The organism is Mesorhizobium sp. WSM1343 (assembly GCF_055901535.1).
In genome coordinates this window covers 2,550,260-2,572,300 of the sequence record NZ_CM148370.1, presented here as the reverse complement: position 1 = coordinate 2,572,300, position 22,041 = coordinate 2,550,260, and the positions used below count along the sequence as shown (strand labels likewise).

Genomic DNA, 22,041 nt, shown 5'->3' with positions numbered 1-22,041 from the left:
TTCACAGCGTGGCATCTTCACGAAAAATCCAACATGCAATCCCGCCAAAGCGCCGTCCCATGCCGTTTACGCGAAACCGGCATGTTTTTGTACGGCACCGCGCAGATTTTTGTGGCTCAGAAGTAGCGGCGGCGCGTGCGGCTCTCGGTCAGTTCGCGAACCGCTTCGCGGAATTCGCGCAGGCTGGCGCGGATTTCCTCGATTGGCGCTTGCTGCTCGGCATCCTCCACGGCCCGCGACGGCTCCGCCGATCGCTGATGAGGCTGAGGCGCCTGCTGCTGCGCGACGGGCGGCTGTGGATAAGACTCGGAAGCGGGCTGAGCCGGATCGGACTGCTGCCCGGCATTGGCGGCCGGCATCGATTGCGGATAGGGATAGCCCGGCTGCTGCGCGTAGCCCAATGGCTGCGCGTAGGGATAGAGCTGCGGCCCGGAATATGGCCGCTGCGTCATCATGGGAGGCGGCAGTGGCGGCTGCGCCGTCTGCTGCGGATGGCCGCCGGGCTGGAAAGGTGGTGCCGGGTATGCTGTCGCGACCGCCTGCCGCGGCTCGAAGGCCGGCGCCGGCCGGGGATAGGCGCGGTATTGCGGATCCTGCGTTGGCTCCTCGTTTTCGGCAGAGGCCCATTCGACGGTATCGAACGGCTCCTCCCGGGATGGCCTGCGCGAGACGGACTTGTGCAGCCTCGACAGCAAGGCACCGATCCGGCCGGGACTTTCTGCCGGCGAGACCTCGGCTTGCTGGACAGGCGGTGGCGCGGCCGGCGGTGGTGATGCAGGCGGGGGTGTCGATGGCTGCGGCGCTGGTGGTAATGGCGGCGCCGGCGGCGGCGCTGCCCGATATGCCTTGTCTTCGTAAGGCGTCCGGCGTTCGTCCGCGCCATGGTCGCGACGCGAGCGCGAATTGGCGGTGTCACGCAGGCTCTCATAGGCGCCACGCATGGCTCCGAGGCCAATGCCGGAGGCGAAACCCAGCAACAGGCCGGCGAGCGCGACCACGACCCGCGACGGCCCGTTCGGCTCGAGCGGCGCGAAGGCCTTCGAGATCACATTGATGTTGGCGGTGTTGATGTCCTTCTGCTCGCCGGTCTCCTTGGCGCGCAGCAGGTACTGTTCGTAGACGGAACGCTTGGCGGTCGCCTCGCGCTCCAGTTCGCGCATCGACACGAGGTCGCTGTTGACGTCGCCGCTGCGGACCTTCAGCTGCGCCAGGCGAGAGGCAAGATCCTGTTCGAGTTGGACGGCGCGCTTGAGGTCGACCTGCAGCGACGAGCCGATGCGGCGCAGCTCCGAGGCGATGCGGTCGCGTGCGCCGGCAATCTGGGCATTGATCGCCTGGAGTTCGGGGTGACGCGGCCCGAGCCGGATGGCGGCGCGGTCAGCTTCCTGCTTGAGCGACGCATATTGCGAACGCAGATCGCTCATCGTGTTGGAGTTGATCTCCTCCGGCAAGGTACCGGTGAGAACCGAATTGACGTCGACCGAACGCGCCGAGGCCGCCCGGGCGTTGAGTTCCAGGGTCCGGGCGCGCGCGACCGACAGCTGCTCGTTGAGTTTCAGCATCTCATCGTCGCTGATGAGATGGCCCTGCGCGTCAACGAGATCGTGCGTGGCCCTGAAATCCTCGACCTTGCGCTCGGCTGCCTCGACGCCCTTGCGCAACTCGTCGAGCCTGGCCGTCAGTTCGTCGGTGGCGCGGCCTGCGGTGTCCGACTGTATCTGGCCGAAAGTCTGCAGGAAGACATCCGTCATCGTGTTGGCGATGAGGGCCGATTTCTCGCCATTCTGCGTGGTGGCGCTGACGGTGATGACGAAGGTCTTGCCGCCGCGCTCGACCGAAAGGCTCTCAGCCAGGTTGCCGACAGCAAGCGCGCGGCGACGGCTGTCGTCGACACCCCCCGGCCCATCATTGCGGGACAGGACGGAGCGAATGAGCGACATGACGCTGAGGCCGCCGCCGCCTTGCCCATTGAATTCCGGATCGTTGACCAGATTGAGCTTGTCGACGACCTTGTTGAGAACAGTGCCTGATGTCAGCACCCGAACCTGGTTCTCGACGATGGCCAGCGTGGCGTCGGAAGCGACGACCGACTGGGTGAGATCGCGGTCGGTGAGCTTCAGGTCGCGCGGGTCGACGATCAGTTCGGTGGTGGCCTCATATTTCTTCGGCGTCGACAGCGCAACGGTGATGCCGAGCGCGGCGCCCAGCAGTGTCGTCGTCACGATCAGCAGCTTCGACTTGCCGACACCGCGCACCACCTGCATCGGATCGATCAGCGGCTTCCACTGCTGGCTGTCCGTGCCGTCGTTTCGGGATAACGACGCGTCGCCTGCAGCGTAAGGTTCCGATGTATGATCGGCGCGACGTGCGCCAGCGGTTTCGGCGGCACCGGGCTGTGTCCGTGGCGTGGTTTGCGCGCGGTAAGCTTGCTCATGATCCCCGTCGGCCGCGACCGGATCCCCCGACAGTTTCGGGTTGCGCGCCTCGCGCTGCGAGCGGGCGAGGCGATGACGCGTGGCGGCGTCCTCGCGCCATGACGGGTCTGCCCGGTCGCCGATCGAGACCAGCGACGCGTCGGGTTCGTCGCCACGCACAGCCTGGCCCAGCGCCAGCAATGAGCGCTCGCGCTTCCAGTCTTCGCGGTTTTCCCTGTCGACCATCGTCTGGAACTTTACCCTTGGCGACCTGCGAACGGAGATTGGCCAGTCGTTAAGCCACGCTAAACAGGCATGGAAAACAAAAGGTTAATTTTCCCGCGCCGAAGCGTCGGTTTCTCGTTTCGGTTGCATCTATTTTCGACACAAGCCCAGCCGCCAGAACGGCACGTTAAGTTTTCCGGCCTAGGCTCTCCTTGAGACATGACGCAGGCCAGTGACATACCGCAAAGGCGGCCCCTCGCCCGGATCGGCAGCTTTTTGGCCGAACGACGGGGGCTGCTTCGCGACTATTTCTCAGCGATCAGCGGTGCCGGTGGGCGACTGGTGTTTTCGCTGGCCTATTTCATCGCGCTGGCCAACACGCTGTCGATATCCGAATTCGGCATGTTCGCCACCGCGTCGGCGGCCGGCGTCATGCTGTCGCGCATCCTCGCTTTCGGGTTCATCTCGGCGCTTTACCGCACCGCCACCATCCGCCCCAATCTGATCGGCACCTTTTCCGCCGGCTTCCTGCTGCTCGGCGTGCTGTCGCTGCCGCTGCTGGCCGTGGCCTCGTTCGGCGTCTATCTGCTTTTCTTCGCCGACACCGTGCCGCTGTCGGTGTTTGCCGCAATCGTCTTTGCCGAGGCGCTGTTGTGGCGGCCGGTGGAGGCGGCGCTGATCGTCAACAACGGCCTGGGCAAGTTCGGCCGTGCCGCGCTGCTGGCCATCCTGGCGACCGCGCTGCGGGCGCTCGGCGCGGTGCTGTTCATGTTCTCAGCGCAACACAGCGTCTGGATATGGTCCTGGTTCTATATCGGCGCCAATGCCGCCTCGCTGCTGATCGCCTTCGGCTTCTTCTACCCGCGCCAGAGGCTGCGGCTGCGCGTCGAGCTGTATCTTCGGCGATTGGCCGATTCCATCTATGTGGCCGGCGCCGAAGTGCTGTTCTACCTGCAGATGGAGTTCGACAAGCTGCTGGTGCTGGCGATCGGCGGCCCGCATCTGGCCGGCATCTACGCCATCATCATGCGGCTGGTAGACCTGACGGCGATTCCGATCCGCACCTTCTCGATGATGCTGGTGCAGCGCATGATGCGCGCGCCGGAACTGTTGTCGCGTCTGGCGGTCAAGAGCGGCATCGAAGGCGGTGTGTTCGCGGTTTCGACGCTGGCGCTGCTGACACTTGGCATCGTGCTGCATTTCTTCCCCAATGCACTCGGCAAGAATGTCGCCGAGGCTGCCCCGCTGGTGGTGCTGGCAATCTGCGTGCCGGGATTGCGCAATCTGGTCGAATACCAAGCCGAGCTTTTGTTCGCACGCGGCCAGACGCTGGTGCGGGCGCTCAATCTCGGCCTGCTCGCCGGATTGAAGGCGCTGTTGCTGACCTATGTGCTGACGACCATCCTCGACACGCCGAAGCTGGTGCTGTCGCTCAATGTCGTCTTCCTGCTTCTGTATCTCGCCTCGACGCTGCTCACCTATTCGGCGATGCGCAAGCCGGCAAAGCCCGTCTAGGGCTTTCTCATTTGTGCATGACTTCTGGACAAACGGAAATCGTTTGTCCGAGAAAACCGGTTTCCGCTTTTCGGGATGATCTAATCCAGCCCAATCAGGCGGCGGATGCGGCCGATATCGGTGCCGATGAAGGATTGCATGCCGATCGCCACCTGCTCCGGCGCCATGGCGGCAACGAAGCGGCGGAACTCGTCATCCGAAAGCGCTTCGCCGGTCCAGTGCACGCGGCAGAACTCTTCGGAACCGTGGAAGTGGCCGGCTCCGTCCAGCAGATCGTCGACATAGCGGCCGTAGATCATGCATTCGGAGAATTTGCGCGCCGAACCGACGACCTCGACCCAGTTGCGGCCATGGACCTTCTCGATCTCGCCGCACATGGCCAGCACGGTGTCGCGCCGCCAGGCGATCAGCGTCGAGATGTAGTCATGGATCGACGTCCGGGACGGGTCGATGCCGAGTGCCGATCCCGCATTGCGCGACCAGATGCGATGCTCCTCATGACCTTCGTCCGCCAGCACAGCGTCGCGGCGGAACAGGCGCACCTTGCCGTCGCGCCAGAAGGCGCCGCAGTCGAAAGGTTTCAGGAACGTAACATCGGAATCACAGAAGATGAGCACGTCTTGAGATGCATGCGCCGAGATGGCGATGCGGCGCAACTGCTGCACATGCCAGCCGCGCAGCGGCTGCGTCTTCAGGCTGAGCCAGACGCGCCGGCGAAACAGGCTGAGCGGATCGTCGAAGGCGTGCAGCCAGCGCGGCAGCAATTCCCGCTCGTCGACCACCGTGCGGCGGCCGGTCTCCAATTGGCGAAACAGACTGACATCGCGATGCTCGACCAGGATGTAATGGTGCGCCGCGCCAGAAACGTGGCGATCAAGTGTCTCGCACAGCAGGCGACAGCGCTCGAAATCGGGCGCATAGCTTGCCGTCACGATGGCCGCCGTCGGTGTCTGCCGGAGCGGGCTTGGCTCGACAGCGGCACCTGGCACGAACCTGCTGTTCATTTGGTATCTCCCGCGGCTTCGGGCGCAAGCGAGAATTTCTGCCTGACGACGCGCAGCAGGAACAGCGGGTTGCCGACCACATAGCGGCGCCACAGGCGGCCCGGCTCGACAGCCAACCGGAACAGCCATTCGAGCCGCAGCCGGCGCATCCACAAGGGCGCGCGGGGCACCGCGCCGCTCAGGAAATCAAGCAACGCGCCGACGGCGATCGGCAGCGTGCAATGGCGCGCGTCGATATGGCGTTCGATCCACAATTCCTGGCGCGGCACGCCCATGGCCACGAGCAGCACGTCGGGCCGAAGCGCGGCAATCCGGTCGACGATTTCCTGCTCCTGCGAAGGGGGGAAATAGCCGTCATGGATCACCACGAACCGGTGCTGCACGGCCAGTGCCGCCAGCTTGACCGACGCCGCTTCTGCGTTGACGCGCGTCGCGCCGAGCAGCCCGACGGTCAGCGGCGTCGTCGAGGCCTGCAGGAAGGCCGGGACGAAATCGGTACCATTGAGATTGTCGGGAAACGGCGCCCCGTAGAGGAGCCTCGCCGCCAGATCGATGCCGATGCCGTCGGGCAGGATGAGGAAATCATCGAGTGCTTCGGCGAACACCGGGTCGGTATAGGCGATGTTGGCATTGTGGGCGTTGAGGAAACTGACCTTGGTGAAGCGCCGCTCGGCAATCAGCCGGTTCAGCAGGGCGATGGCATCGTTCCAGCGGACCGCAACCACCGGGATGCCAAGGATCGTCTTCAGCGTGTCGAGCCCGAACGCGGCGCGGGCGGAATGCATGTTCATGCAAACGCCTCCTGCCTGAGAGGTGCGAGCTTTTCGAGGCCGAGCCGGATGGCAGCGTCGAGCGCCTTGACCTGCGAGCCCCGGAACGCGCTGCCGTCAACGTCGCGGATGTCGGCCGCCGCAGCCTCGAGCGCCCTGGCGAAGGCAACGGGATCGTCGGTGACGACGCAATTGGAAGGACGGTGGTCGATGCCGCGCAACGAACGGCTGGTGGCGACCGAAGGCAGGCCGAGCTCGAAGGTTTCGATGGTCTTCAACTGGACACCGCTGCCGGCGGTGCTGATCAGCGGGATGACGGCACCACCGCGCACGAAAGCTTGCGCGTCGGGCACGCGGCCGACAAATTCGACACCCGGGTGCTTCGACGCGACGCCCGAAGGCATGTGGCCCGCAATGCGGATGCGGAAATCGGGCCGCAGATGCGGCACGACCTTGCCCAGGAACCAGTCGAGGCCGATGCGGTTCGGCTGCCAGGTCCAGGTGCCGATCAGGGCGGCGTCGCAGTCGATGCGGCGCGGGCTTTTCAGGGTTGGCGCCTGGGCACCGGTCACCAGCGGCAGCACCGCCGAGCGGTTGTCGGAGGCGACACCGAGCGCGGCGCGGTCTTCCTCGGCCAGGGTGAAGACGAAGCGCGCCCGGCGGCAGAGACGCTCTTCCATAGTCTTGAGCAGCCTCGCCTCGCGGCGAAACAGCAGGCGCTGGAAGAGGCTGCCGGCGGCAGCGGCATTCTCCCGCGCCGAAAGATGCTCGACATTGTGGGCAACGAAGATCGAAGGCCGCTCAGCGAACAGCTTTTCGAAGGCGCCAGCGAACTGCACGGAATTCAAGACATAGCCGTCAAACGGTCCGGCACGCTCAATGGCAGCGAGAACATCGCTGTCGGACACGGCGCGCAGCTTGACCGACGCGAAGGTGAGGCCCGAAAGCAGCGCCTTGCCGACCCAGGCCAGCTTTTGCCGCGCGGAGGCATTGTCCGTGCGCACGTCGATCGCACCCAGCACCACGGTGTTTTCGGGGTCGGCCGCGGGCTTCCCCGGCCAGGTGAAGCCGATGACGGTGACGCGCGCGCCAGCGCGCCGCAAGGCAGCGATGATCGCAGCGTTGGCGATCTCGTAGCCCGAGGCGAGAGCGCCGTCGGGCACGATCGATGTGGCGAACAGCAGATGCATCTTACCTATCCAGTGGTGTAGCCGGTAGCAAAGTGCGGTGAACCCTTGATTAAGCCTGCACATTCGACGGCCGAAAGCCGCTGCCTGGCGGGCTTCTCCGTACAAGGTGATTAACGAAACCTTATCAACCGTGGTGCTACCAGAGCCCAACTCACCATGTGGCTGGACACGGATGATCCCTTTGCCATCGGACGGTTCGGTATCGGTCGCGGGACGCACGCCGCGGCTTGACGTCGAGGCCGTCGAAGCCGTCGTCACCTTGCCGACCTTCAAGCGTCCGGAGCAGGTGCTGGAAACGCTGGCGTCGCTGCGCGCGCAGCAAACCGGCAGGCGCTTTGCCGTGATCGTCATGGAGAACGAAGCCGAGGCGCGGGCCGGCGCCAAGGCGGTGCTGCCGCTGTTCGAGCGGGGCGAAATGCCGGGCCTGGTGATCATCGCGCATGAGCGCGGCAATTGCAGCGCCTACAATGCCGGCTGGCAGACAGCCATCCTGCAATTCCCGAACTTCAGGCATCTGCTGGTCATCGACGACGACGAGATCGCCGATCCGCAGTGGCTGGAACGGATGTGCCTGGCTGCCGAAACGCTCGGCGCCGACATTGTCGGCGGCCCGCAGGTGCCCGTGTTTGCCGACCCCGCCCATGCGCGATGGGCAGACCATCCGGTGTTCGCGCCGCCTTACCGGGAAACCGGACGCGTGCCGGCGCTCTATTCGTCGGGCAATCTTCTGGTCGGGCGCAACGTGCTGATCGCCATGGGTCCGCCCTTTCTCGATCTCAGATTCAATTTCATGGGCGGCGGCGATTCCGACTTTCTCAGCCGGTCGGTGCAAAAGGGCTTTGTGCTGGGCTGGTGCGCCGAGGCCAAGGTGCTGGAAACCGTTCCGGCGCGGCGTATCGAAGCCGACTGGATCCGCGCCCGCAGCCTGCGCAACGGCGTCATCTCGACACTGGTCGAAAAGAAGAAGCGCGCCGGCACGCCAATGGCCGGCGCCAAAGTGTTGCTGAAGAGCCTGGCACTGCTTGCCGCCTCGCCGTTTCGCGGCATGATCCGGCTGGCGCGGACCCGATCGCCGGCGATCGCCATCTACCCCGTCCATGTGGCGCTGGGCCGCGTGCTGGCCGAATTCGGATATGCCAATGAGCAGTACCGCCAGCCTGAGAAAAACTGAGCGCGCGCCGCTCGGCGACGCGTTCACGCGCGAAGGCGTGGCCACCGCCATTGCCGCGCTGCTGTTCACCGTCATCATGGTGTCGTTCCGGCCGTTCCAGCCGGGCGGCGCCGAACTCACCGGTCAAGGCGGCGACATCGTCAACCAGCTTGGCTTCGGTTCGCTCGGCGCCATGTCGATCTTCTCGCTGATGGCCTTTGCCGATCCGCGCGTGGTGCGCTCGCTGCTGAGCCCATCCTGGGTGTTGATGCTGGGCTTCTTTTTCCTCTCGGTGATCCTGTCGACCGATCCGCCTTCGGCGATGCGCGCCGCCTCCTTCACCCTGATCGGCATCCTGACGATGGCGACGATCCTAGTGCTGCCGCGCGACGCCGAAGCCTTCTCGAAGGTGATCATCTTCACCGCCGTCGTGGTCATGGGCCTTTCCTATCTCGGCCTCATCGTCTTTCCGCACGAGGCGATGCACACAGCCGACTCGCAGGAGCCCGAACATGCCGGACTGTGGCGCGGCGTGTTCACCCACAAGAACATTGCCGGGCCGGTCATGGCCTGCCTCAGCTTCGCAGGCCTCTATCTCTACCGGCGCGGGCAGCGCTACTGGGGCGCCGGGATCTTCTTCGCGGCGATGATCTTCATGCTGCACACCGGCTCCAAGACGACAGCCGGCCTGGTGCCGTTCTCGATCCTGATCGTCATGTTCCCGAGCCTGATAGGCATGCGGCTCGGCACGCCGATCCTGTTTGCGCTGGCCATCATCGCCACGGCTGTCGGCACGCTGGGCATCGTCTTCCTGCCGCCTGTAAAACATCTGGCGGCGATCTATTTCCCCGGCATGACCTATACCGGCCGCACGACGCTGTGGGAGTTCGCCGGCAGCATGCTGGCGAAGAAGCCATGGACCGGCTACGGCTATGAGAGCTTCTGGGGCACGCCGCTCTTGCTCAACCAGGACCAGCCCTTCGACCGGCCCTGGGACATCAGGACCATCGTGCACGGCCATGACGGCTATCTCGACATCGCCGTGCTGATGGGCATTCCGGCACTATGCGTGGCGGTCTACACCTTCCTCATCGCGCCGCTGCGCGACTACATGCGCATTCCGTTGCGCAGGGAAAACATCTTTCTCGGCGACTTCTTCATGATGGTGGTGCTGTTCACGGCGCTTAACGCTTTCCTCGAAAGCTTCTTCTTCCATCGCGGCGACCCGGTCTGGCTGTTCTTCGTGCTCGGCGTGCTCGGCCTCAGGCAAGTGTCGCTGCGGCCAATCGCGGTGCGCGATCCCGATCGTGGCTCGCGATCCTGATGGGGCTTCCCCAGGGAAGCGCCAGCGTCTATGTGAAGGCCTTCCTCTGGAGGGCTTTCGATGACGATCAGGCTTGTTCTCGCCGGCTGCGGCAATATGGGCTACGCCATGCTCTCGGGCTGGCTGAAATCCGGCAAGCTCGCGCCGTCGGCGGTTTTCGTGGTCGAGCCCAATGCCGATCTGCGCAATCGCGCGGCAACGCTGGGCTGCGCGACATCAGCCGATGCCGGTAACATACCGGCCGATGCCCTGCCCGATCTCGTCGTCATCGCGGTGAAGCCGCAGGTGATCCGCGACGTCACGGCCGCCTACAAGCGCTTCGGCGACGGCCGCACCACCTTCGTCAGCATCGCCGCCGGCACGCCTGCCGCCACCTTCGAGGAAATCCTCGGCAACCGCGCGCCGATCGTGCGCTGCATGCCCAACACGCCCGCGGCGATCGGCAAGGGCATGATGGTGGTGTTCTCCAACAAGCTCGTGTCCGATGACACCAAGCGTTTCGTCGCCGACCTTTTGTCGGCGAGCGGCGAAGTGGCCACCATCGACGATGAGGGCCTGATGGATGCGGTGACCGCCGTGTCCGGATCGGGGCCGGCCTATATCTTCCATTTCATCGAAGCGCTGACGGTTGCCGCCGAGAAGGCCGGTCTGCCGACGGCGACCGCCAAGCTGCTCGCCATGCAGACCGTCTATGGCGCCGCCTCGCTCGCCGCCGAAAGCGGCGAGGAACCGGGCGTGCTGCGCCGGCAGGTCACCAGCCCCAACGGCACGACGGCCGCGGCGCTGGCCGTTCTGATGGGCGAGGACCGGCTGACCAATCTGCTGACGCAAGCGGTGGAGGCTGCGCGGCTGCGGTCGGTCGAACTGGGGAGATAAATCCTCAGTTTGTCCCGTACAGCATCTCATCCTGCAGCCGGCGCAAGGCGAACAGCCTCGTCGTCTGGTCGGGCGACGCATTATCCGCCGTCAGCAATTCGCCTTTCGTGACCGGTTTCAGCACCTTGCCGCCCTCGAGCAGGCCGACCGGCACGGCGCGCTGGGCGCGGGCTTCGCCGACGGTCATCGTCCAGGAGCGGTAACAAGTCTCGCCGATCGCATCGAAGGTCTCGCCGGGGGCAAGGTCGCGCTTGGCAACGGCGCACACTTCGGCAACCGGCCGCGGCAGCGGCACCATGTCGGGCTTGCCGAAAAGCACGATGCGGGCGGCGGTCAGCGGCACTTCCAGCGAGGTCAAATGGTATGGCCGGAACAGGCTGTAATAGGGGCCGTGGCCGATATGAAGATCGTCCATGCGCTCGATGATGCGCGGATGCGTCGCTTCGACGATGACGAAGACACCGGGCGCGACGCCCTTGCCGACCGTGTAGTCGACGACGCCCTTCTTCAACAGCAGCCCGCCATCCTCGCGCGGGATCAGCACCTTGGCGAGGTCGTCGCGATCGGCCTTGGGGCCGTGCATGCCGGGGACGTCCGGCACCAGCCCGGTGGCGTTGGCGATGGCGCACATCTCGACCATGGTCTTGGAGCCGTCGACGAACTCGACCAGCATGCGCGGGTTCATGTTGCGGCGGATCGCTTCGGCGCGATAGTCGTCCGGCACGGCATCGTGGTTGAGCGGGTTGTTCTTGCCCTTGCCGGCCGACACGATGGTCAGCCCGAGCGCCGACGCAAACTCGATCAGTTCCATGCAGCTCGACGGCTCGTCGCCCGCACCCACCGAATAGACGACGCCAAGCCGGTCGGCCTGCTGCTTGAGATAGCAGCCGATGGTGACGTCGGCCTCGACGTTCATCATCACCAGATGCTTGCCGTGCTCCATCGCCATGAGGTCGAAATCGGCGGCGACGCCCGGCTTGCCGGTGGCGTCGATGACGACGTCGATCAGCGGATTGGTGACCAGCATCTCGTTGGATGTGACGGCGATTTTTCCCGCCTCGATTGCCGCGGTGACTTTCGAGGCGGTGTCGGCTTCGACCGCCATGGCTTCGTCGCCATAGGCGATACGGATAGCGTCGCGCGCGGTGTGCGGGCGGCGCGTCGAGACGGCGCAGACCGAAATGCCCGGCATCAGCATGCCCTGCGTGACCAGATCGGTGCCCATTTCGCCCGAACCGATGACACCGATGCGCACCGGGCGGTTCTCGGCGGCACGCTTGGCGAGATCACGGGCAAGCCCGGTCAGGGCGACGTTGGTCATGCAGGAATGTCCACAGCTTCGTGATTTGGGGTCGGATAGCAGGGAATGGGTTCTATTTGCCAACGAAACCCGGTCGCGACCGGCAATTTCCCACGAAATCGTCTCGGAAGGCACGTCCGCCGGGGCTCGATTCGCCGAAGCCCAACCAATTGACATTGCAGCGGACAACCCCAATAAAACATTCGTTTGTCAACAAAGGCAAATGTTCACCGACGCGACAGTCGGGAAGCATTCGCCTCTGGGCAAATTGGGGAGTGTCTTTGCGCCACGGCGTCAAAGGCTGGATGGAGCATCATTGCGAGGCGTCGAGCGAAGGCTCGCGGCTCCAGGGGAGGAAAAATGGATACTGTTCTCGCGGGCCTAAAAGGGGCCATCGATACGCTTGGCCCGACGATCCTGCTGCCAATTGTCATTTTCGTCATCGCCGTGGTTCTGGGCGCCAAGGTCAGCAAGGCTTTTCGCGCCGCCGTCACCATCGGCGTCGCCTTCATCGGCATCAATCTGGTGCTTGGCCTCATGTTCACGTCGATTGGCGACGTCGCCAAGGCCATCGTCACCAACACCGGCATCCATCGCGACATCATCGATGTCGGCTGGCCCTCCGCGGCCGCGATCGCCTTCGGCTCATCGGTCGGCCTTTGGGTCATTCCGGTCGGCATCCTCGTCAACATCGTGCTGTTGCTGACACGCATGACGCGCACGCTCAATGTCGACGTCTGGAACTTCTGGCACTTCGCCTTTGTCGGCTCGCTGGTGGTCGCCGCAACCGACAACCTGGCCTATGGCATCGCGGTCGCAGCACTTGTCGCAGCACTCTCGCTGTTGTTCGCCGACTGGTCGGCGCGCGCGGTACAGCAGTTCTACGGCGTGCCCGGCATCTCCGTGCCGCATCTCGCCTCGGCGCAGATCCTGCCGATCGCCATTGTGCTCAACTGGATCATGGACCGCATTCCCGGGATCAACCGCATCAACATCAACACCGATACGATCGAGCGCAGGTTCGGCGTGTTCGGCGAACCTGTCGTGATGGGCCTCATCATCGGCCTCGTGCTTGGTGCGATCGCCTTCTACAATGCGGGTGATCTCAGCGTGGTGCTGGCCAAGGTTCTGGGCACCGGCATGACGCTGGCCGCGGTGATGCTGCTGCTGCCGCGCATGGTCAAGATCCTGATGGAAGGCCTGCTGCCGGTTTCCGACGCAGCCCAGGCATTCGTGCGCAAGCGCACGGGCGATCGCGAGCTTCTTGTTGGCCTCGATTCCGCGATCCTGATCGGCCATCCGGCCGCGATCTCGTCGTCGCTGATCCTGGTGCCGATCGCGATCATCCTGTCCATCATCCTGCCGGGCAACCGCGTCATCCTGTTCGCCGACCTTGCGGTCATTCCCTTCATCGTCGCCATGACCGCGCCGCTGGTCAAAGGCAACGTGTTCCGCATGGTGGTGATCGGCACGGTGACGCTGGCCATCGGCTTCTACGTCGCCAACGCGCTGGCGCCGCTGTTCACAAGTGCTGCCGTCGCATCGGGCTTCAAGCTGCCGGCGGATGCGCTGCAGATCACCTCGGTGGTCGACGGCTTCCTGTGGGTGCCTTACGTGGTCATCGAGGCGATCCAGGGGCTTGGACTTGTCGGCATCATCGTGATCGCGGTGGTCATCGCGGCATTGTTTGTCCTCTACCGCCGCAATCCGCTCGGCTGGGAGCGGGCCGCGGGCGCCGAAGACGAGCCGGCCGAAGAGACGGCCTGAACCTGATAGGGTCCACCCTTCAAACCGATCGTGCGCCCTCCTCGGGGCGCCCGATTTCATCGACGGAGCCCGATCGTGCGCCCTCCTCGGGGCGCACGATTTCATCGACGGAGCAAAGAATGTCCGACGGCCTCATGCAGCTTCTGGATCCCGACGCGATCGTGCTCGGATCCGATGCCTCGACCAATGAGGAGATCATCCGCATCCTGGCGGGCCGGCTGGAGAGACTTGGATATGTCAAAAGCTCCTATGCCGACGCGGTCGTGCGCCGCGAATTGACCATCCCGACCGGACTGCCGCTGGAACGCTCCGACAATGTCGCGGTGCCGCACACCGATCCGGAACATGTGCTGAAGCCTGGCATCGCGATGGGCACATTGAAGCAACCGGTGATCTTCGCCAACATGGAGGATCCCGACGAGATGCTGCCGGTCGGCTTCGTCTTCCTGCTTGCCATCAACGACAAGGACAAGCAGATTGAGGCGCTGCAGGCCGTCATGGCCACCATCCAGAACCCGCAAGCCTTGGATGATTTGAGGTCGGCCAGAACCCTCGAAGACGTGCGAGCCGTACTCGGCTGATAACCAAGGAGAAGCAGAGATGTCCAGACAGAAAACCATTCTCTTCGCCTGCGGCACGGGCATCGCCACCTCGACCGCGGTCAACGTCGCCGTCACCGAGGAAATGAAGAAACGCGGCCTCACCTTCAATGCCCAGCAGGCAAAGGCCACCGAAGTGCCCGGACTGGCCGACAATGTCGACTTCATCGTCGCAACCACCCCGATCTCCGCTTCGGTGACCAAGCCGGTCATCAAGGGCCTCGCCTTCCTCACCGGCATCGGCAAGGACAAAGTGCTCGACGAGATCGAGGCGCAATTGCGCAAGTGACAGTCACACGGGCCGGCGACGCCTCCGTTGACTGGATCACACCACCCTGACGTAGCTCGTCATTCCCGATTTCTGGTGTTCGATGATGTGGCAGTGCAGCAGCCAGTCGCCGGGATTGTCGGCGACGAAGCCGAGCTGAACCTTCTCGTTGGGCTGGATGAGATAGGTGTCGGAAATCACGGGCTGAACCTGGCGCGTCGAGGACGACAGCACCTTGAAGCTCATGCCGTGCAGATGCATCGGATGGGATTGCGGCGTCAGGTTCTCCATGTCGATGACGTAGCTTTGGCCAAGCTTCAGTTCGGCCAGAGGCGCGGTCGGATCCTTGGTGTCGCCGGGCCACGGCACTTTGTTGATAGCCCAGAAACTGTAGCCCAGCGAGCCGCAGATGCCATCGCTCGGGACATTTTCCGCCGTGGCGCTGAGCGCCAGGGAAATATGCCTGGCACTGGCGAGATCCACTTCCGCCACCGGATTGAGCTCCAGTGGAGCAACATCGCGAATGTCCCGTTTGAGGGAGTTTCCTGTCGCGCGCAGGGTTGCCAGGATTTTTGGCTTGGTGCCTCTGACGTCCCTCAAGCTGACGATCGCGCCTTCCTCGTCGGGCATGCGTATGGCCAGCTCCATGCGCTGGCCGGGTCCAAGCAGCAAGGCATCGGGCGAAAAACGCTCAGGCACCGGATTGCCGTCGAGCGCCATGACACTCGCCTCCGCACCGTCAACGCGAAAAGCGTAGATGCGCGTCACGTCGGTGATGGCGACGCGCAGCCGCGCTAGTCCGCCGGCCGGCGCATCATATTGCGGCTGGTCGAGCCAGTTTGCGGTGCGCACCGTGCCGTAAGTGCCGGTTCTCGCGGCATCGCGCGGCCGGAACTGGTCGATGAACTGACCGTCGTCGCCGAGGCGCCAGTCGCGCAAATTGAGGACGATTTCGGCATCGAATTTCGGATCGTGGGGATTCTCGACCACGATCACGCCGGTCAGGCCATGGCCCATCTGCTCCAGCGTGTTGCAATGCGGGTGGTACCAGAAGGTGCCGGCATCGGGCGGCGTGAAGGCGTAGTCGAAATGATCGCCGGTGTAGACGTAGGGCTGGACCAGGAACGGCACGCCGTCCATCTTGTTTGGAACGCGAATACCGTGCCAGTGGATCGTCGTCGGATCGTCGATCGCGTTGACAAGGCGTGCAGCGAAGGGCTGGCCTTTTTTCATTCTGAGCACGGGCGGCATTCCGGCGTTGCCATAGGTCAGCACATCCCTGGTCCGGCCGATATCCATCAGCTTCGCCTGGATCTTTGCCGTCTGCAAAACCACCGGCTCAGGCGTGGCAGCGGCCCAGCCACCAAGCCGGCCCATGGCCGAAAGCCCGACCCCGCCTGCGCCGGCAATCGCTGCCGTTTTCAAAAGCCGGCGTCGGGTGAGTACGGTCATTTGACGCTCCAGCTGCAAAGACGGCTGCCCTGGGTTTATCGCAGCCTTGGATCGTAAGCGAGCACCCTGTGCCTAAGCCGACTCCGCCACCGGCCTTAAGCAAAAGATGCTGGCGTGGACGGACAATCGACCACAATAAGCATCGCTGGCGGAGCGGCGCGCGACTATTTCGGCCGCGCCCCATAGGCGGCAAGGAATGCTTCGACCGAAGCATCGGCGTGCCGCTCGAGGTCCGCCTTCGAACGCGGGTTGCTTCCGGTGAACATGGCTTCGTTCATTGGGATCCAGAGAAGCATTCCGAAGAGATGGCTGGCCGCCAGACGGGGATCGCTGGTCTGCAACAGGCCTCGACTGGTAAGCTTTTGAAAGCATGATGCCACCGAGGCAAGCATGCGTTCAAAACCTTTTTCATACCAGCTCCGGCCAAGCTGCGGCATCCGATCCGCGTTGGCGATAATCAGACGCCGCAGCTTCAGCAGCTCTTCGTCCATCAGCGTCGTTGTCATGCGTCGGGCAAGCTGCTGTAGCCCACCCTCCATGAATTTCGCCTCGGAAAGCAGCATCGTCACGGACTCGACGACATCGTTGGTCTGGCTGGCGGTGGACTCGACGACTTCGCCGAAAAGCGTCTCCTTGTCCGTGAAATGCTTGTAGACAGTCTGCTTGGATGCGCCTGCTTTGGTGGCGATCTCTTCCATGCTGGTTCCATCATAGCCCTTGGCGATGAAGGCGGCCGTAGCCGCTTCAATGATTTCACGATCCTTGCGAGCCGACCTGGTCTCACCATCAATTTTCATAGCGCCTCTCAACCAGTACTAGACGGTACCGTTCCCGCATGGTAGCCATGGTCACAGTACTAGACTGGCTAGTACCCATCAACGGCAGCAAGGCTTAGACCGATGACCAAAATGATCTTCCTCAATCTACCGGTACGCGATCTGCAGGCGGCGACCAAGTTCTATCTCGCGATCGGGGGCACGCTGAACCCGCAGTTCTCAAGCGACCAGTCCAGCTCGATCATGTTCTCAGACTCGATCGGGGTCATGTTGCTGACGCACCAGCATTACAGCCAGTTCACAGCGCGCCCGATCGGCGACCCCAAGCGGGACAGCCAGATGTTGATCGCACTCACCGTCGACAGCAAGGACGAGGTCAATGTCGTAATCGAGAAGGGCGTGGCGGCAGGCGGTCGCGCCGATCCCAACCCGGCGCAGGATCTTGGTTTCATGTTCAACCGCCACATCGAAGATCCGGACGGCAACGTCTGGGAGCTGCTGTGGATGAACCCGTCGGCCATGCAATAGCCCACAGGAATCGAAGCGGGCCAGGATGACACTGGAGAAGCGACCGGCATTCGCCTGTCGCTTCCGTCAGGCGCGCCGGCATCGGCTATTCAGCCGCCTCGGCATAGTGTGCCGGCACGTAGTTGAGGATGGGGCCAAGCCAGCGCTCGACCTCGGTCAACGGCATCGCCTTGCGGCGTGCATAATCCTCAACCTGGTCGCGCTCGACCTTGGCGACGCCGAAATAATAGCTTTCGGGATGCGCCAGATAGATCCCCGAGACGGATGAACCCGGCCACATCGCATAGCTTTCGGTCAGTCTCACGCCGGCATTGCCTTCGCCGTCGAGCAGCCGGAACAAAGTCGCCTTCTCCGTATGGTCTGGCTGAGCCGGATAGCCGGGCGCCGGTCGGATGCCGCGATAGGGTTCGCCGATCAGCTCGTCCGGCGCCAACGATTCGTCTGGCACGTAGCCCCAGAATTCCTTGCGCACCTTCTCATGCATGCGCTCGGCAAAGGCTTCGGCGAAGCGGTCGGCCAGCGCCTTGACCATGATCGAGGAATAGTCGTCGTTCGCCCGCTCGAACCGTTCGGCGATAGCCACCTCCTCGATGCCGGCGGTGACGATGAAGCCGCCGATGTAATCCGGCTTGCCGCACTCCGCCGGCGCGACGAAGTCCGCCAGTGCAACATTGGCCTTGCCGTCGCGCTTGGTCAGTTGCTGGCGCAAGGTGAAGAACGTCGCCAGTTCCTGCGACCGCTTCTCGTCCGTAAACAGCCTGATGTCGTCGCCGACGGCGTTGGCCGGCCAGAAGCCGATGACGCCGCGCGGCGCGAACCATTTCTCGGCGATGATCTTGTTCAGCATCGCCTGCGCATCCTCGAACAGCTGGCGCGCGGCGGCGCCTTGCGCCTCGTCTTCGAGTATTTTGGGATAGCGGCCCTTCAGCTCCCAGGTCTGGAAGAACGGCGTCCAATCGATGTAGCGCGCGAGCTCGGTCAGGTCCCAGTTCTCGAACACCTTGACGCCTGTGAAGGACGGCTTCGGCGGCTCATATTCGGACCAGTCTATCCGATGCGCATTGGCCCTCGCCTTGGCCAGCGGCAAACGCTGCTTGTCGGCTTCCGAGCGGGCATGCGCATCGGCGACCTTCTTGTATTCGGCGCGCACCGTATCGACAAAGCCGCCCTTGCTCTCGTTGGACAGCAAGGATGAGACCACGCCGACCGCGCGGCTGGCGTCGGTGACATAGACCGTCTGCCCCTTGCTGTAGCGCGGGTGGATCTTCACCGCCGTGTGCACGCGGCTGGTCGTCGCGCCGCCGATCAGCAGCGGAATGTCGAAGCCTTCACGCTCCATCTCGGCGGCCATGTGCGCCATCTCGTCCAGCGACGGCGTAATCAGGCCGGACAGGCCGATGATATCGACATTTTGCTCGCGCGCCGTCTGCAGGATCCTGGCCGCCGGCACCATGACGCCGAGATCGATGATCTCGTAATTGTTGCAGGCGAGAACCACGCCGACGATGTTCTTGCCGATGTCATGGACATCGCCCTTGACCGTCGCCATCAGGATTTTTCCGGCCGTTTTGCGTTCGCCATTGTCGATGCCGTTGGCGGCGTTTGCCAGCTTCTCGGCTTCCATGTGCGGCAGCAGTCCAGCCACCGCCTGCTTCATCACCCGCGCCGACTTCACCACTTGCGGCAGGAACATCTTTCCCGCACCGAACAGATCGCCGACGACGTTCATGCCGGCCATCAGCGGACCTTCGATGACATGCAGCGGCCGCTCGGCGGCAAGCCGTGCTTCCTCGGTGTCGGCGTCGATGAATTCGGTGATGCCGTTGACCAGCGCATGGCTGATCCGCTGTTCGACAGTCCATTCGCGCCAGACGAGATCGCGCTCCTGCGCTTCCTTGCCGGCCGTGCCCTTGAAGCGTTCGGCGATCTCCAGCATGCGTTCGGTGGCGGTGCCGCCGGCCTTGGGCGCGCGGTTGAGCACGACATCCTCGCAGGCCTCGCGCAGATCAGGCTCGATCGTATCGTAGACGGCGAGCTGGCCGGCATTGACGATGCCCATGTCCATGCCGCGCTGGATGGCATGGTAAAGGAATACGGCATGCATGGCCTCGCGCACCGGCTCGTTGCCACGGAACGAGAAAGACAGGTTCGACACGCCGCCGGAAATGTGGACATGCGGCAGCGTGGCGGTGATCTCGCCGGCCGCCTCGATGAAGTCGACGCCGTAATTGTCGTGCTCCTCGATGCCCGTGGCGATGGCGAACACGTTGGGATCGAAGACGATGTCCTCGGGCGGGAAGCCGGCCTGCTCGGTGAGGAGCTTGTAGGCGCGGGTGCAGATCTCGACCTTGCGCGCCTTGGTGTCGGCCTGGCCGTCCTCGTCGAAGGCCATAACGACGACGGCGGCGCCATAGGCGCGGACCAGCCTGGCATGATGCAGGAAGGCTTCTTCGCCCTCCTTCATCGAGATGGAGTTGACCAGCGGCTTGCCCTGCACGCATTTCAAGCCGGCTTCGATGATCTCCCATTTCGAACTGTCGACCATGACAGGAACGCGGGCGATGTCCGGCTCGGCGGCGATCAGGTTGAGGTATTCGACCATGGCCTTCTTCGAATCGATCAGACCCTCGTCCATGTTGATGTCGATGATCTGCGCGCCGTTGGCGACCTGGTCGCGGGCGACGTCGAGCGCGGCGACATAGTCGCCCGCCGTGATCAGTTTCCGGAACTTGGCCGAGCCGGTGACATTGGTTCGCTCGCCGACATTGACGAAGGGGATCTCGTCGGTGAGCGTGAATGGCTCCAGCCCGGACAGGCGCATCCTGAGCTCAATGTCCGGAATGGCGCGCGGCGGATACTTCCGCACCGCCTCGGCGATGGCGCGGATGTGCTCCGGCGTCGAGCCGCAGCAGCCGCCGACGACATTGACCAGTCCCTCACGCGCGAAATCCTCGATCTGGGCGGCCATGAAGTCCGGGCTTTCGTCATACCGGCCGAATTCGTTGGGCAGGCCGGCATTCGGATAAGCGCAGACAAAGGTGTCGGCGACACCGGATATTTCGGCCAGATGCGCTCGCATGGCGTTGGCGCCGAGCGCGCAGTTGAGGCCGATGGTGAAGGGGTTGGCATGGCGCACCGAATGCCAGAAGGCGGTCGGCGTCTGGCCCGACAGCGTGCGGCCGGAGAGGTCCGTGATGGTGCCCGAAATCATCACGGGCAGGCGCACGCCCTTCTCGATGAAGATCTCTTCCGCCGCGAAGATCGCCGCCTTGGCGTTCAGCGTGTCGAAGATGGTCTCGATCAGGATGATGTCGGCGCCGCCATCGATCAACCCGCGCAGCTGCTCGCCATAGGCGAGGCGCAAATCGTCGAAGGTCACGGCGCGATAGCCGGGATTGTTGACGTCGGGCGACATCGAGGCGGTGCGGTTGGTCGGCCCGAGCGCTCCGGCGACAAACCTTCGCTTGCCGTCCTGCTGCTCGGCCCGAACAGCGGCGCGCCTGACCAGCCGCGCGCCATCGCGGTTCAGCGCATAGACGGCATCTTCCATGCCGTAGTCGGCCTGGGCGATCGAGGTCGAGGAGAAAGTATTGGTCTCCAGGATGTCGGCGCCTGCGATGGCGTATTGATAATGGATCTCCTCGATCGCCCCGGGCTGGGTCAGAATCAGGAGGTCGTTATTCCCCTGCTGATGGCAGGCGCAGCCTGCGAAAGCCTCGCCGCGGAATTGGTCCTCGTTAAACCCGAGGCCCTGGATCTGCGTGCCCATGGCGCCGTCGAGAATGAGAATGCGTTCGCGCGCCGCCGCGGTGAGTGCAGCAAGCACCTCCGAGCCGTCGGGTTTTGCCGCGACGGGGCCGAACAATGCGTCCAGCGAGGCAGAATTCTGCGACATTTTTTATCCCTTTGGCGACAGGCCTTTTCATGTCACATAAGGATATCTTTATGTCAATATACGGCAGATGCGCGTGATTGTCACCCACCCAACGCGAAGGCGGGTCCGTGGCGCCGGTTTTCCGACGGACCTACGCTCTGTCGACGCTCGCCAGGAAGCGGGCGAAGATCGGATCGAAGCGATCGGGCGAATCCCAGAACGGCGCGTGGCCGGATTTGTCGAGCAGATGCGCCTTGCCTTCCCATAGATTGGAGAATTTCACAGCCGAGACGAAATCGGTGTTGACGAATGGCTCGTCGATGCCGTTCAGAACGGCGATCGGCGGCGTCTTGCCGGCCACGATCTCGCGCTGGTTCCGGCCGGTGCCGGCCGCGAACTTTTCGAACATCAGGCGCCGCGCCCGTCCATCGGTGCGCGCCACCGTGTCGATGAGAAACGGCTCGAACGGCTCGCCGCAAGTGCTGCGCGCATAGGCCTCCACGTCGGCGCCGGTGAAGGTCTCCTGCCCGGCGAGATGCATATGCGGGCTCGGCTTGAATCCGCTGCCGACCTCCTCGGGCGAGACAGGCGGCGTGCCGGTGATCATCAAGCCAAGCAGGCCGGGAAAGCGGTCGATCATCTCAAGCCCGATATGGCCGCCGAGCGACCAGCCGAAGACGATGGCCTTGTCGATGCCGAGCAGCCCGAGCACTTCGGTCATGGCATCGGCATAACCTTCCATGCTGTAGGAACGCTCCGGATCGATCGCATCGCCGGACGCTCCATGGCCGGGCAGGTCGGGAGCGATGAGGTGATATCGCTCGCCCAACGGGCCGTCCAACTGGTTGCGGAAAACGGCACTGGAAGATGAATTGCCGTGGATCAGCATGACAGCGGTTCCCTGGCCGCTGGTCTCACGCACCGCGATCTTGCCATGGCTGGTTTCAAGGGTCTTCTGCGAGATCGTCATTGTCCGCTCCGTCGGGAATTGCCCTGTTTTAATGCAGTT

At 63.7% G+C, this 22,041-nt stretch carries 17 protein-coding genes; 8 read left to right on the top strand and 9 right to left on the bottom strand.

Annotated features, from left to right (window positions below; all coding sequences use genetic code 11):
- Positions 1-116: 116 nt before the first annotated feature.
- Positions 117-2,660 (bottom strand): GumC family protein, encoded by a 2,544-nt coding sequence (locus tag AC0NIL_RS12400; RefSeq protein ID WP_275953976.1) that lies wholly within the window; start codon positions 2,658-2,660, stop codon positions 117-119.
- Positions 2,661-2,858: 198 nt separating this feature from the next.
- Here AC0NIL_RS12400 and AC0NIL_RS12395 point away from each other — a divergent pair, with 198 nt between their 5' ends.
- A complete protein-coding gene (locus tag AC0NIL_RS12395; protein WP_063172832.1) occupies positions 2,859-4,154 on the top strand; it encodes a lipopolysaccharide biosynthesis protein in 1,296 nt (431 codons plus the stop codon).
- A gap of 80 nt (positions 4,155-4,234) precedes the next feature.
- On the opposite strand, the gene AC0NIL_RS12390 is transcribed toward AC0NIL_RS12395, so the two are convergent.
- The 3 genes from AC0NIL_RS12390 to AC0NIL_RS12380 are packed head-to-tail and all read right to left on the bottom strand — an operon-like array spanning position 4,235 to position 7,118.
- Entirely contained in the window at positions 4,235-5,158 is a 924-nt protein-coding gene (locus AC0NIL_RS12390; RefSeq protein ID WP_063172833.1) for a DUF6492 family protein, read from the bottom strand.
- Positions 5,155-5,949, bottom strand: a complete 795-nt coding sequence (locus AC0NIL_RS12385) for a WecB/TagA/CpsF family glycosyltransferase (protein WP_063170060.1) — start codon at positions 5,947-5,949, stop codon at positions 5,155-5,157. Before AC0NIL_RS12385 ends, AC0NIL_RS12390 begins: the two co-directional genes overlap by 4 nt.
- Entirely contained in the window at positions 5,946-7,118 is a 1,173-nt protein-coding gene (locus AC0NIL_RS12380; protein ID WP_275953977.1) for a glycosyltransferase family 4 protein, read from the bottom strand. The genes AC0NIL_RS12385 and AC0NIL_RS12380 overlap by 4 nt, the downstream gene beginning before the upstream one ends.
- A 172-nt stretch (positions 7,119-7,290) precedes the next feature.
- On the opposite strand from AC0NIL_RS12380, the gene AC0NIL_RS12375 reads away from it, so the two are divergent.
- Genes AC0NIL_RS12375 through proC form a run of 3 tightly spaced genes read left to right on the top strand, consistent with a single transcriptional unit; the run spans position 7,291 to position 10,468 of the window.
- Positions 7,291-8,289, top strand: a complete 999-nt coding sequence (locus AC0NIL_RS12375) for a glycosyltransferase family 2 protein (RefSeq protein WP_027162295.1) — start codon at positions 7,291-7,293, stop codon at positions 8,287-8,289.
- Positions 8,258-9,592, top strand: coding sequence for an O-antigen ligase family protein (locus AC0NIL_RS12370; RefSeq protein WP_027162296.1), 1,335 nt, complete (start codon positions 8,258-8,260; stop codon positions 9,590-9,592). The genes AC0NIL_RS12375 and AC0NIL_RS12370 overlap by 32 nt, the downstream gene beginning before the upstream one ends.
- A gap of 60 nt (positions 9,593-9,652) precedes the next feature.
- Positions 9,653-10,468, top strand: a complete 816-nt coding sequence (gene proC / locus AC0NIL_RS12365; protein ID WP_473572419.1) for a pyrroline-5-carboxylate reductase — start codon at positions 9,653-9,655, stop codon at positions 10,466-10,468.
- 4 nt (positions 10,469-10,472) lie between these two features.
- On the opposite strand, the gene AC0NIL_RS12360 is transcribed toward proC, so the two are convergent.
- Complete coding sequence (locus tag AC0NIL_RS12360) at positions 10,473-11,789, bottom strand: NAD(P)H-dependent oxidoreductase (RefSeq protein ID WP_127384497.1); 1,317 nt, start codon at positions 11,787-11,789, stop codon at positions 10,473-10,475.
- A 339-nt stretch (positions 11,790-12,128) separates the two neighbouring features.
- On the opposite strand from AC0NIL_RS12360, the gene AC0NIL_RS12355 reads away from it, so the two are divergent.
- From AC0NIL_RS12355 to AC0NIL_RS12345, 3 genes are all read left to right on the top strand, one after another.
- Complete coding sequence (locus AC0NIL_RS12355) at positions 12,129-13,535, top strand: PTS galactitol transporter subunit IIC (RefSeq protein WP_013530221.1); 1,407 nt, start codon at positions 12,129-12,131, stop codon at positions 13,533-13,535.
- 119 nt (positions 13,536-13,654) lie between these two features.
- On the top strand, positions 13,655-14,116 hold the full coding sequence (locus tag AC0NIL_RS12350) for a PTS sugar transporter subunit IIA (protein WP_027162299.1): 462 nt from the start codon (positions 13,655-13,657) through the stop codon (positions 14,114-14,116).
- A gap of 19 nt (positions 14,117-14,135) precedes the next feature.
- A complete protein-coding gene (locus tag AC0NIL_RS12345) occupies positions 14,136-14,423 on the top strand; it encodes a PTS sugar transporter subunit IIB (protein WP_023809203.1) in 288 nt (95 codons plus the stop codon).
- A gap of 36 nt (positions 14,424-14,459) precedes the next feature.
- Here AC0NIL_RS12345 and AC0NIL_RS12340 read toward each other — a convergent pair whose 3' ends face one another.
- Both AC0NIL_RS12340 and AC0NIL_RS12335 read right to left on the bottom strand, forming a co-directional pair.
- Entirely contained in the window at positions 14,460-15,854 is a 1,395-nt protein-coding gene (locus tag AC0NIL_RS12340) for a multicopper oxidase family protein (protein ID WP_473572421.1), read from the bottom strand.
- Positions 15,855-16,018: 164 nt separating this feature from the next.
- The gene (locus AC0NIL_RS12335; protein ID WP_024504795.1) at positions 16,019-16,651 is read right to left on the bottom strand and encodes a TetR/AcrR family transcriptional regulator; all 633 of its coding nucleotides are present in this window, start codon (positions 16,649-16,651) and stop codon (positions 16,019-16,021) included.
- 102 nt (positions 16,652-16,753) lie between these two features.
- Here AC0NIL_RS12335 and AC0NIL_RS12330 point away from each other — a divergent pair, with 102 nt between their 5' ends.
- Positions 16,754-17,158 (top strand): VOC family protein, encoded by a 405-nt coding sequence (locus AC0NIL_RS12330; RefSeq protein ID WP_013530216.1) that lies wholly within the window; start codon positions 16,754-16,756, stop codon positions 17,156-17,158.
- An 85-nt stretch (positions 17,159-17,243) separates the two neighbouring features.
- Here the strand turns inward: AC0NIL_RS12330 and metH are convergent, their stop codons facing one another.
- Together metH and AC0NIL_RS12320 are read right to left on the bottom strand one after the other, a co-directional pair.
- The gene (metH, locus tag AC0NIL_RS12325) at positions 17,244-21,053 is read right to left on the bottom strand and encodes a methionine synthase (RefSeq protein ID WP_473572423.1); all 3,810 of its coding nucleotides are present in this window, start codon (positions 21,051-21,053) and stop codon (positions 17,244-17,246) included.
- 130 nt (positions 21,054-21,183) lie between these two features.
- On the bottom strand, positions 21,184-22,002 hold the full coding sequence (locus AC0NIL_RS12320) for an alpha/beta fold hydrolase (RefSeq protein ID WP_473572425.1): 819 nt from the start codon (positions 22,000-22,002) through the stop codon (positions 21,184-21,186).
- Positions 22,003-22,041 lie beyond the last annotated feature (39 nt).